General features: G+C 29.4%; 8 protein-coding genes, 3 tRNA genes and 1 pseudogene. All 12 read right to left on the reverse strand.

The annotated features are described in order from the left end of the window. The 12 genes and pseudogenes from R3X25_RS14345 to R3X25_RS14395 all read right to left on the reverse strand — a co-directional run bounded on the left by R3X25_RS14345 (position 1) and on the right by R3X25_RS14395 (position 12,795). A complete protein-coding gene (locus tag R3X25_RS14345; protein ID WP_317675652.1) occupies positions 1–2,961 on the reverse strand; it encodes a TonB-dependent receptor in 2,961 nt (986 codons plus the stop codon). Between the two features lie 313 nt (positions 2,962–3,274). Then, positions 3,275–4,924, reverse strand: coding sequence for a DUF6377 domain-containing protein (locus tag R3X25_RS14350; protein ID WP_317675653.1), 1,650 nt, complete (start codon positions 4,922–4,924; stop codon positions 3,275–3,277). Positions 4,925–5,523: 599 nt separating this feature from the next. Next, positions 5,524–5,631: pseudogene (locus R3X25_RS15250) on the reverse strand (ATPase); the annotation flags it as partial. A 181-nt stretch (positions 5,632–5,812) separates the two neighbouring features. Beyond that, positions 5,813–6,484 carry an ATPase gene (locus tag R3X25_RS14355; protein WP_317675654.1) on the reverse strand — a complete coding sequence of 224 codons (672 nt, stop codon included), beginning with the start codon at positions 6,482–6,484 and terminating at the stop codon, positions 5,813–5,815. A 53-nt stretch (positions 6,485–6,537) separates the two neighbouring features. After that, positions 6,538–7,212 carry a hypothetical protein gene (locus R3X25_RS14360; protein WP_317675655.1) on the reverse strand — a complete coding sequence of 225 codons (675 nt, stop codon included), beginning with the start codon at positions 7,210–7,212 and terminating at the stop codon, positions 6,538–6,540. Between the two features lie 5 nt (positions 7,213–7,217). Continuing rightward, positions 7,218–7,496, reverse strand: coding sequence for a helix-turn-helix domain-containing protein (locus R3X25_RS14365; protein WP_317675656.1), 279 nt, complete (start codon positions 7,494–7,496; stop codon positions 7,218–7,220). A gap of 360 nt (positions 7,497–7,856) precedes the next feature. After that, positions 7,857–8,699: an RteC domain-containing protein gene (locus tag R3X25_RS14370; RefSeq protein ID WP_317675657.1), complete on the reverse strand. Its 843-nt coding sequence runs from the start codon at positions 8,697–8,699 to the stop codon at positions 7,857–7,859. 53 nt (positions 8,700–8,752) lie between these two features. Further along, positions 8,753–10,018 (reverse strand): site-specific integrase, encoded by a 1,266-nt coding sequence (locus tag R3X25_RS14375; protein ID WP_317675658.1) that lies wholly within the window; start codon positions 10,016–10,018, stop codon positions 8,753–8,755. Positions 10,019–10,352: 334 nt separating this feature from the next. Continuing rightward, a tRNA-Arg gene (locus tag R3X25_RS14380) sits at positions 10,353–10,426 on the reverse strand. 31 nt (positions 10,427–10,457) lie between these two features. Further along, positions 10,458–10,532, reverse strand: a tRNA-Pro gene (locus tag R3X25_RS14385). A 21-nt stretch (positions 10,533–10,553) separates the two neighbouring features. Then, positions 10,554–10,637 (reverse strand) — tRNA-Ser (locus R3X25_RS14390). A gap of 103 nt (positions 10,638–10,740) precedes the next feature. Then, the gene (locus R3X25_RS14395) at positions 10,741–12,795 is read right to left on the reverse strand and encodes an HDIG domain-containing metalloprotein (RefSeq protein WP_317675659.1); all 2,055 of its coding nucleotides are present in this window, start codon (positions 12,793–12,795) and stop codon (positions 10,741–10,743) included. Between the last annotated feature and the right edge of the window lie 3 nt (positions 12,796–12,798).

Raw genomic sequence — 12,798 nt, forward strand, 5'->3', positions numbered from 1 at the left:
TTAAAATGATGTACTTAACCCAAAAATGATATTTCTGGTTTGTGGATATGTTCCATAATCAATACCTCTTACTGTATTACTACCTCCATAGGCATTTACTTCAGGATCAAACCCTGAATAATCAGTTATCGTAAATAAGTTTTCACCAGTAAGATAAACTCTTAAACTCCCTAATTGTAGCTTATCTAAAAGCTCTTGGTTGAAGTTATAGCTTAGTGAAATAGTTTTAAATCTCAAATACGAAGCGTCTTCAATAAACCTTGTAGATATTCTTGAATTATCCGTATTTCCCCAAGAAGCTTTAGGTACGATAGTTACATCTCCTGGATTTCTCCATCTATCCATAACAGCGATTGATTGATTTTTAGGGTCAATCATACCTTCTGCTTCAATTCTTGTTGCATTTAACATATCATTTCCTTGAGAACCTTGTAAGAATACTGTTAAACCAAATCCTTTATATGAAAGCGTATTATTTATAGAGTATGTAAAATCTGCATTTGCATCTCCAATAATTCTTCTATCATCAGATGTAGGGTTGAATGTTGAAGCTCCATCACTATCTATATAATAAGCATTACCAGTAGCACTATCGACACCTCCATAAACATACCCATAAAGTGTTCCTAAAGGAAGGCCTTCTTTTACTAAAGTTGCTTCCCCTCTGCCAGCTATACTTCCTTGAAATAATTGTTGCCCTACTAAATTGGTAACTTCATTTTCATTGAATGAAATATTAAACGAAGTTGTCCATTTCAAATCTTCTTTATCGATATTGGTTGTATTTAAACTAAATTCTAAACCTTTATTTTCCAATTCCCCAATATTCTGAACAGCACTATCATAACCTGTACTTTTTGGCAATGGAGCATTTAGTAATAAATCTCTTGTTTTTTTAATATAAGCATCTGCTGTAAAAAGAAGTTTTCCTTTAAACAAGCCTAAATCAATACCAATGTTTGTTTGTTCAGATTCTTCCCATTTTAATTTAAGGTTTTCAATAGATGCAGGGTAAGTTCCTGGCATTGTAACACCACCAATTGGGTAGTTTGCACCACTTCCAACTCTACCATAGTAAGCGTAATTATCTATCTGGTCATTACCTACAATACCCCATCCTGTTCTTAACTTAAGATTACTAATTGCATCAATATCTTTTATAAATTTTTCTTCAGACAATCTCCACCCTAATGAAAATGAAGGAAAATATCCCCAACGTTCATCTGAACCAAAAATACTTGAACCATCAGCTCTAAAGTTTACTGTTGCCAAATATTTATTATTGTAATCGTAGTTTAGACGACCAATAAATGAAGAATTTGCTTTTTCAGATTTGTATGCTGTGGCAGCAAACACTTCTGACCCTCCGTTTACCGTTTGTACTCCATCACTTGCAAAATTTCTTCTTTCTATAGAACTGTTTTCCCAATTGTTTTTTTGATTTACCGAACCAACTAATGCTTCAATTTTATGCTTATCAATTTCAGTTTTATACTTCAAAGTATTTTCTATAATAGAGTAAAAAGAATTATCTGTATTGTAAATACCTTGACCACTTAAAGCTCTACCATAACTTGTTCTATATGGATCTAAAAAATATTCATAAGTACCATTACTGTCATCGATACCAAAATTTGATCTAAAAGTGAAATTCTTTAAAAAATCAATTTCAACATATACATTCCCTAAAAATCTACGGTTACTATATCCTCTTTCGCTTCCATCTGTACTTGCAATTGGATTTTCCCAATTTTGAAAAGGGTTACTTGTAAAAGTTCCATCTTCATTATAAATTCCAATAACACTTGGCGTAGCTAAAGCTCCTAACAAAACACCTCCGTTATTTGTACTTGAGCTATCATTAACATCTACATCTGAATATTTTGAATACGCGAACCTAGTTCCAACTTTTAACCAATCATTAATCTTTTGCTCTAAATTAATCTTAAAGTTTGCTCTATTCATTTCTGAACTTCTTACAGCTCCTTCTTGCTTTAAATATCCACCAGAGATATAATAATTTGTCCCATTATTACTTCCTCCAATTGAGATTTGATAATTTTGAGATAACCCAGTTTGGAAAATTTCTTTTTGCCAATCAGTATTCTCATTATACTTATCCCAATCTGTTGTTTGCCCCATTTCAGTCATTAAATCTCTATACTGCTCTCCATTTAGAACTGTAAGAGTATTCCACACTTTTGAAACTCCCATATAAGTATCAAAAGTAATTGTAGGTTTAGAAGAGGTCCCTCTTTTTGTTGAAATAATAACTACACCGTTTGCACCTTGAGCACCATAAATTGCAGCTGAAGAAGCATCTTTTAAAATTGTAATACTCTCAATATCAGAAGGATTAATAGACCTTGTATCTGTTGTAGGAACACCATCAACAACATAAAGTGGTTCACTTCCAGATTGAATTGAGTTAGTTCCACGAATACGAATACTTAACCCTTGAGATGGCTTTCCTGAACTAGATAGCACCTCAACACCCGGTGCTTTACCTTGAAGTAATGCTCCTACCTGATTGTTTGGTCTAGTCTCAAAATCGTCAGCTTTCACAATAGATACAGAACCTGTAATGTCCTTTTTTTGTTGGGAACCATAACCAACAATTACAACCTCATCCATAGCTGTAACATTTTCAATAAGTGATACATTTATTTCAGATTTTCCCGAAACATTTTTCTCAATTGTTTTCATACCTATATAGCTGAAAACTAATATTGAATTAGATGATTTTTGAATGTTGATTTGATACATTCCATCAAAATCTGTTACCACTCCTTTTTCCGTGCCTTTTAAAACAACGGATACTCCAGGAATTGGATCTCCCATTTGGCTAGTTACTTTTCCTTTTACAACACTTTTCTGTGCGAAAGATGAAAAAGAAATTAGCATAAAAAAAACAACGTATTTAAACGATGCTTTTAAACTTGATAATTCATTAAACTTCATACTTGTTTTTTTAATGATAATAATTAAGATTTGGTTTAAAAATTAGCATTGAATGCTATTCATTTTTAAGTAATTCTCGAAACTTGTTTACATACATTATTTCGATTTACAGTGTAAAGAAATTACAAAGAAAGACACCTTACAATTTGAAGTAGTAAAAAAGTGGACGTGTTTCAACGTAGAAAACAATCAAAAATCTGACTTACAGCAATATACAGATTCTAACTATTTAAAAAAAAGTGGAAGAAATAATTAGCCTTTTAAAGTATTTTAACTAATTTATTTGTTTAATTAACTTTAAACCTAGGTGATTTTATTTTATTGAAGCCCCAATTTTCATAACCTCATCTTCAAAATTATCTCTTGGAACTGCACAATTATTTTTAACTTTTACACGGTAGTTGTAAATTGTATTAACAGAGTATCGCAATAATTTTGCTATTATAGAACTATCTGTGATTCCTAATCTTATTAATGCAAAAATACGAAGTTCAGTGTTTAAAAACCCTTTATTTTTGGGTATGATTTTACCTTCTTCAATTAACAAATTATTTAATTTTTCAACAAAATTAGGGTAGATATGTAAAAAAGTATCATCAAAATTTTTGTAAAAAAGTTTTAATTCATCGTCTATTAATTGCTTTGATTTTGTTTTTTCAAATAAGTCAGCAACTTTTTTAGTAATAATATGCCTTTTAACCATTGATCTATAAGCATCTAATTTATCGATATAGTTTGACTGAATACTTAAAAACGTACCAATATAATGTTCTTTAACCAAACTTGATTCAGAAAGATCTTCATTCAATTTTTCTAATTTACTATTGGTATTATTTAGCTTTAAATTTAACTCTTTAAATTGTTCATTTGCTTGTATAAGTTCGTTTCTTGTTGTAGACAAATGTCTTACTTGTTTAAAAATAAAAAATACTGTAAATAATAATACAACACCAAGTATGCTTATGGCAATCAATAAATTTTGAAGTTTCACTCTTTGCATTTCACTGCGCTCTTGATAGGCTTTTGTAATAACTGGCAATATGTTTGATATGAGAATAAACCGAAGTCTTGAATTATAAAATTCAGCATCTTCAAATGAAAAGTTAATGTATTTATGAGCCCTATCAATTTTATTTTCTTCAAAAAGCAACAAAGCCAATGTTGTTAGCGAAGCATTGTCCTTAACAGCTGCTTGAATATCTGAAATAGCTGACAAAATCAAGTATTTTTTTTGTTCATCTTTATTTAATTCAAGTTCATAACTTAAAGACCTTTCAAATGAAGCAAGAGAATAAGTTCTTGTTCCAATATTTGTCATTGCCAACCTACGAGTGTTAATTTTTAAACTTTCTAATATCTGCCGATTGTCTCTAAATTTAGTTTCAACTATTGCTAAATATTCTTCAGTACTTGGATCTAATCTATTAAATAATGAATCTGTATATACCTTGTAATAATTTGAATATTTCTGTTTATTTTCATTCGCTAAAGAATAAAAACTCAAGTCTAAATATACTTTTTTATAATTGCTATAATACCTATTAAGTAGTTTATCAGCGAGATGTTCTCGATCTATATCAGTTAAAATATCATAAGCTTCTTTGTCTCGACCAGAAGAAGCTAAAAGTTTAGCTAAATTTAATCGAGATTCATCAATAAAAAGTTGATTTTTTAGTTTATTTGCTATTGATATATTTTGTTCTATATAAGATAATGTAGCATCAAATGAATAGGTTTCGTATTCAGAAATAATATTATTATTAATTTGATAAATTTGCTCTAAACTTAAACTCTCATCATCTAATAAATCTTTTAAATTACGAATGTGTAGTTCTTTTTGAGAATCATATCCCTTTCGGTTTTCCATTGTTTTTTCTAAAACAACCAAAAGTGAATCGATTTCTTTTTGAGCATAAATAAAATTACAAGAACAAATAAAAATTAATAGTATTAAAACTCTCATTAAAAAATCATTTTTTTTCAAAAGTAAGAAATATAAATTATAAGAAAGTTTAAAGAGTTAAATGCGATACTTTTTTATTGCCTTATTTTTGAGACTGGCAACAACATTTTAATTTCTGAAATATATTTTACTAGAGTTTCTTTTTTGTCCATCTAAAATTATTTAGTTGGTTCTCTACATTTTAAACCTGCGTTTATAATTTCTGAACAATAAATAGCTCTACTTACGCTCCAATAAGAAGGATTGTAAGCGAGAAAAAATCTGCTCAATGTACTAGGTACAAAAACCATTTCTATGAGTGGTAATGGTAAATTATTACACAATGCATAGAAATTGAGCAACCTATATTTAAAATATTTGGATTTTTCTAATAAAAGACTAAACTTCGTTTATTAAATAAGATTAAAAGCACCCAAAATAAATGACCTGCTTTATAATGTAAACTTCTTTTTGAACTGAATGCTATTGATTGATTGTAACGTCAAAAAACTTATGTTTATCTAGATTTTACGTAACTAATTTACTATATTTGAGTGTTAGGTTTTCATAGGCCTAATCTTTTTCATAGCAATTTTCCCCACCTGATAAGGTGGGGTTTTTTATTTTCTTTTATCAATAGAATTTTCATCGAAACTAATTAAGTTGAACATTGCTCTCATTCTACTTCGCACTCTGTTTCCGTATCTTTTTTCTAGTTCTTGAGTGTTGGTTGATTATAATCTATTACTTTTCCATTGATGAAAAGTAAACAAAAATCTAGGCTGATTTTAATTTCTTTGAATTCTACAATTATTCCACTTTCGACACCAGACCGCTACGCTATTTGGTTTACTCAAACGCTTCATAATTTTGAATTCTTACCGAAATTTAAATAGGCCATTAAAAAAATCATTTTCTTTTATCAATAGAATTTTCATCGAAACTAATTAAGTTGAACATTGCTCTCATTCTACTTCGTACTCTGTTTCCGTATCTTTTTTCTAGTTCTTGAGCGTTGAGGTTGGTGGTTATGTGAGTATAGATTCTTCTCTGCGGTTCTGGGTGACAAAATAGGTCATAACGAGATAATAAGATTTCCCCCATAACGTTACATTCTTTTGCATAGTGACTGCCTGTTGGCTCTAAACCTAAATCATCAAAACAATAATTATTTGTTTTATTAAACTTTTCCAACACATCAAAACCTTTTGAATTGAAATTAAATACAATATTTCGTGTTGGAATAATTTCATAATTTGTTTTATGTGGTGCTAAATTCAATAACAACTTCATTAGAGATGTTTTACCGCAACCAACAGGACCAGAAAGTAATAACCCTTTGTTTGTATCAATTCCGAGTTTAGCACAGCTGTAATGATCCTGGATAAAGTAATTGCAAAGTTTAAAAAGTAGCGGTTCATCTTCTTTGTAGATTTTAAAGTTTTTTCCAAAAAGTAAATGGCCTTTGATATTGAGGTAGGTTTTTATTTTTTCGAAATCGTAATGAACTGTATTGTTTCTAATTTCTCCAATCTGGAATTTGGAAGTTCCTTCAATTTTTATGTGTGGTTCGATTTTCATAGTTTTTGATTTCCAATTGATGAGATTCCTGCCTTCGCAGGAATGACAAAATCTTATAAAGGTTCGTTGTAATTTTTGTTTTGATTGGTGTGGAGGTTGTCTTGATTATGGTCAAGTGGCACATTGTTTTCACTTGTTTGCTCTCGAAATGACAGTTTCATTTCTCCTGCTTTTAGCATCCAACTTTTGGCTGTGGCCTTCCAATCAACAATTTTTGATTTCCCTCCTACCTTCCAGCCAATTCCCTGATAATGATTGAAAAATTTTTCTGCTTCCAATTTTGGATAATTCTCTTTTTTAAAAAACTCAAAAATTAATTTTTCTTTTGCGATTGCCTCTAGTTTAATAAAGTTTACTTTATGTTTATTAATGTTTATATTAGATACCAGTGCTTGTCCATTTATGGTAGAGTCTAAATACAAGTCTTGCTTATCACTTGTACTGAAATTAAACAACCTTACTTTACTACCTTTAAATGGATTGTGAGAAGGCTTATAAAGAATATACTTCCAATGACTTAACTCTTTAATACAACGATGATACGTTGTATTTGAACCAATTTTAGAAAACTTCATTATTTCCTCTCGGTTTATATAAAACTCTTCGGGAAATCGATTGTAATTCCATAATTGAAATAAAGCTATATACAAACTTATATGTGTTGGATTTAAACGAGCATCTTTTGAGAATTGATGAAATACACCATTGAGGTGTGTTATGTAATTCATTAACCTTAAAATTTATTGTGGATACTGTTCTCCTTCATCACTTTTTCGATTTCTTCGGAATCGTAAAAAATGATTCCTCCAATTTTTGTGTATGGGAGCGTTCCGTTAATTCGTAATGTTTGAAGTGTTCCTGGACTTATTTTTAATAACTCCATTATCTCGTTTGATTTTAAATACTTTTTAACTCCTGTTGAGGTTGTTTTTACTAATAGCTTTTTGATTTCTTCTAATAATTCAATCTTGAATTCTCTTAAATCATCTGTAGTAATAATTTGTGTTGGCATTGTTTCAGCATTTTTTAAATTAATAATTTTATAGCGATTTGACTTTCGTGCTACAAAGCTGAAGAGTTTTATTGAGAATTCTTCGGTAGTCGGGTTCAACTACCGAAAAACTTTAACATTTCAAAAATGCTTATATGTTGATAATATGTAACTTATGAAAATAAATATTTTTGAGAGGATAGTTAACCTTGAATCATTTTTGATTGAAAGCAGAAAAATTTAAAATTTAGGGTAATAAAACACTGTTTTTAGGTCTAAAAATGGCTAAAATGTAGTTTTCGGTAGTCGGGTCCAACTACCGAAAAATTTTAACATTTTATCTTTTATATTACACTAATAATCAATGCGATATGTTTTTAACTATTTAGTTTGCATTTTTTGAAGTAGTCTAATTTTCATTAAATCTAGAAACTTTGTAGGTTCTTTTTCCCTAGCCTTTATTTCTCCATAGGTTTTGTAAATATTCCCAAGATCTAGGTTGAATAATTCCTTACAAATTTCAACAAGCTTTTTCATTTCTGCTTCACCATTTTTTAATACACCAGTAGCGTTTAATGCGTATAATAATTCGGTTAATTCTGTTTTTGTACCTGTCCATTGCAGGTCGTTTAAAACATTAGATTTTTCTTTTACCTGCTTATTGTTAAACTTTTTCTTTTTGAGCTCTTGCAGTTGCTTTTTATAAAATTCAATTTGTAAGTCTTGGGCGATAATTTTAGTTACTAGGAAATCGTGGCTAGTATTAAATTCTGGGTCAATAAACTGATTTGAAAAATCAAGAAAAAGTTCTAATTGTGATACACCTCTAATAAAATAAATATGGTCTAATTTTTTCTGATTTGAACGATAATAGCTTAAAAAATCCTGATGCTTGCATTCTCGAAAATTTAGTTTTTGCATTTCTGCTGTAATAGATTTTCGTTTTAAAGAATTACTGGTATTTGGAAAAGCTAACATAAATTTATGGGCTTTCTTAAAAAAATGCAACCTCCCTTCTACTTCAGGTTTAAGTTCTTTGAAGAACTTTATTTCATTCTTTTTTGATTCAAATTTATGATTCCTTACAAGTTTACTAAATTCGTTGAGGCATTTTCTTGATAGGTTAATTCCTTTTCTTAAGATTTTGATATCCTGGAGATCTGACTTCTCCACAATAGCAATTTCACCTTTGTATTTAACAAAGATTTCATTAATAATTTTCATAGGTTAGTTTTCAATTTTTAGCTGTCTAAAAATAGTAAAAATCTACAAATCACCTAACTACTTGATTTTCTGATATTTTTATTTTTCTCTATTGATTTTTGTTCTAATAGATTTCTTAAACTATTCATATCTTCACTTACTTTTCTTTCAATAACTCTAGCATAAATTTGAGTAGTAGCTAATTTTGTGTGCCCCAATAATTTTGATACAGTTTCAATTGGAACTCCATTACTCAAAGTTATTGTTGTAGCAAAAGTATGTCGGGCCATATGGAAAGTAAGATTCTTTTTTATTTCGCACCATACTGCTATTTCTTTCAAATAACTGTTAATTTTTTGATTGGAAAATTGAGGAAACAAAGTTCCGTTTGCATTAGCTCTAATACTATTAGCATACTTATCAATTAACATTTTTGCTTTATCTAATAATGGTATTTTAACTGGTGTATTTGTTTTTTGTCTTTTTGTAATAATCCACAAATTTCCATCTATACCTTTAGAAATATTGTTTGTTGTTAGCTGCATAATATCTATATACGCTATACCGGTATAACAACTAAACACAAATAAATCTCTTACCAGTTCTAATCTTTTAATTGTGCTCGTAAACTCTTCTAATGTTTGTAAATCTTCTTCTGATAAAAATTCTCTTTCATTTTTAATAAATGATGATTTGAACTTTACAAATGGATCTCTTACAATCCATTCCATTTTAAAAGCCATTGTTCCCATTTTTCTTAACCGCTGAATATGTTTCATCACTGTATTATTACCAATCTTTCTTTGGTGGTCTGTTGGCTGATAAGAGCGTAAAAAATCTTCAAATCCAATGACAAATGAATAGTTTAAATCTTTTAAATAAACATCGTTTGTCTTGAACTCCTTTTTTATAAACTTCCTTAAATAATTCTGACTTGATTTGTAATGCCTCATTGTATCTTTATGAAGTTTACAAGCCATTTTTTCATTATGGTAGGTAATCAAATCTTCTAGTGATTTATAAACCTCATCTTCTCCTAAAAAATTAGACTTTATTGCTTGAGCTGTTATCAATTTATCTTCTAATCTTAAATTCTGATAACTTTGAAAAAGCTTTGCTTTTACTTGCTCAATGTAATTGTTTGTTGCTCTAGCTTTTTGTGTATTTCCTTTTAATTTAGATTTGTGTTTATCCCAAGTGGAAACATCTACATTTTTTTTAAGGCTAATGTTAACTCGCTTTTGATTAACCGTTACTCTAGCAAACAGTTTTGCCTGGTTATCTTTTACACGTGAAGTGTTTATCCAAATTAGGATTGAGAATGTGTTAGATGTTTTCATAGTTGTCGTCTTTTTAATGTTAAACTTTAATTTAGACGAAAGTCAAATCAACTATAGTACATATAACCTTTATAGAAGTTAGCTTTTTGTTGACTAATTCATTGAAATATTTGATATAATTCAGCTTTCAATTTCTTTAACTAAAATGTAAAAACCTAGTGTTTTCGGTATCTCCAGCTAAAATTCGGTCTACATTTTTCAATTTTTATTTTGTTGACCGCTTTGTGAACATTTTATATCAAATCATATCAAATTATATGATGGCCCTAAAACTACAAAACCTTGTAAATCATAGGATTTACAAGGTTTTAACACCGTTTGATAAGTGCTGTAGTGATCGCGACAGGATTCGAACCTGTGACCGTCTGCTTAGAAGGCAGATGCTCTATCCAGCTGAGCTACGCGACCATTAGGATTATAAATAATCCAAAGATATTTGTCGGGGTGGCAGGATTCGAACCTGCGGCCTCCACGTCCCAAACGTGGCGCGATAACCGGGCTACGCTACACCCCGAATGGTTATCTTTAATTTTTGCGGAGAGACAGGGATTCGAACCCTGGCAACACTTACGCGTTGACAGATTAGCAATCTGCTCCATTACCACTCTGGCACCTCTCCTAAAAATATGTGTTAGAACTTTATTTTTGCGAGTGCAAATGTAACACTACAATTACATTTACACAACATTTTTTAACTTTTTTTATATATTTATTTTTATAAATTATTCAGGATATTCAATTCGTAAATGATAAATGTTCTTTAACTTCTTCTTTAACACCTTTTTAATGGTTTGAAGTTCTTTAAAAGTTATATCTGCATTCATAAATTGACCTTTCTCCATTTGCCCATTTACAACCTTTTCAACTAAATTATCTATTAGTTGAGCTGTAGGTTCTTTTATACTTTTTGAAGCTGCTTCAACCGAGTCGCACATCATTAAAATTGCAGTTTCTTTTGAAAATGGAATAGGTCCTGGATATTTAAAATAATTTTTATCTACACCTTCACCTTCAATTTCAACTTCTTGCATGTAAAAATAATAGACTAATGTTGTACCGTGATGTGTTCTTATAAAATCTATAATTCTATCTGGTAATCTATGCTTTTTTGCTAATTCTACACCTTTAATAATGTGGTTTATAATAATTTGTGCACTATCTCTAGGTGTTAATTCATCGTGAGGATTTACATTAGTAGATTGATTTTCAATAAAATACATTGGATTTTCCATTTTACCAATATCATGGTATAAGGCTCCTGTTCTAACTAACATGGCATTTGCATTTATTTCATTAGCTGCAGATTCAGCTAAATTAGCCACTTGTAATGAGTGTTGAAAAGTTCCAGGTGCTTTTTCAGCGAGTTCTCTTAATAATTTAGAATTTGTGTTGGATAATTCTTTCAACGATTCATCTGAAACTAAACTAAATAACTTTTCAAAAATGTAAATAAGCGGTAAAACAAATAAGGTTGCGGTGCCATTTAAAGCAAAATAACCAAATTTCCACCAATCTAAATTTAAAGCGTTCCCTTCTTGAATAATTGAAAAAGCAAAATAGGCTACAAAATAAACAAATGTTATTTGTACCACCGAAATAAATAGATTCGCTCTTTTATATAATTCAGAAATAGTTAAAATTGTTACAATTCCAGCTATAATTTGAAGAAAAATAAATTCAAAACTATTAGGAACTATAAACCCTAATAATAACACCGTTAAAACATGCGTAAATAACCCTAAACGGGCATCAAAAAAAGCTTTTATAACTAATGGAAGAATAACAATTGGCGCAACATAAACGTATTTAGAATCAAATTTAACAATCAAAGTCACCAATAAAACTACTAATATTATATTAAAAAATATAAAGGTTACTTTATTGCTATTTTCAAATATATCTATTCTATATTTTTTTAGAAATAATAATAACATTAAAAATGCTAATGCCACTAAAATTGTATACCCAAAAACAATCCAATTATAATTAGACTTACTCCAAACTTGAGATTCATATTCGTTTTTTAATGAATTTAATTTTGCTAGTTTTTCACCTTCTACAATATCTCCTTTAAAAATAATTCGCTCATTTTCATTCACCAATCCTTTTGTATAAGAAACTTCACCTAATTGTTCATTCAATGCTTTCTCTGTAAATTCTTCATTAAATAATATATTTGGTTTTAACGTTTCAAATAATAAATTTAATATTTCATCTTCAATTTCTGTTAATGGTTGCGCTCCTATTTCTGCATTTAGAAAATGCAATAACTCGCTAGACTTCAGTAATTTATTTTTATGAATTTCTTGAATTTGATTTCCTCTTTTAAGTGTAAGAGTAGAGCCTGCTACATGCTCTAATTCTTTTGTTTCTATAAAGCCAGGCTCATACACTTTAGAAATTATTGTTGAAACTTTTGATGATACCTCATTTTTATTAGTATCACTCACTTCAAATACACCAAAAATTTTATCTAATCCTTCATTTACAACTTTTACAACATTTTTCACTTCAGTTTCATTAAACTCATAATACTGTTTTGCTGTACCTTTTATTTGTGCTATTTCAACTGCTATTTCCTCTTCAGATTTTTCTACTGCAAAATCAAATGGCGCAAAATAATCGTTGTATTGCCAAGGTTTTCCTTTTTGAAATTCGTATTTAAAATGACCTCCTTTTGGAAATAAATACACTACCAAAAAAACGGCAGCGATATATAAAAATACTTTATATATTAATGAGTGATTAACAAGTAATTTGTTTATTATATTTTTCACGAA

This window comes from Lutibacter sp. TH_r2 (assembly GCF_033101135.1).
GTDB lineage: Bacteria > Bacteroidota > Bacteroidia > Flavobacteriales > Flavobacteriaceae > Lutibacter.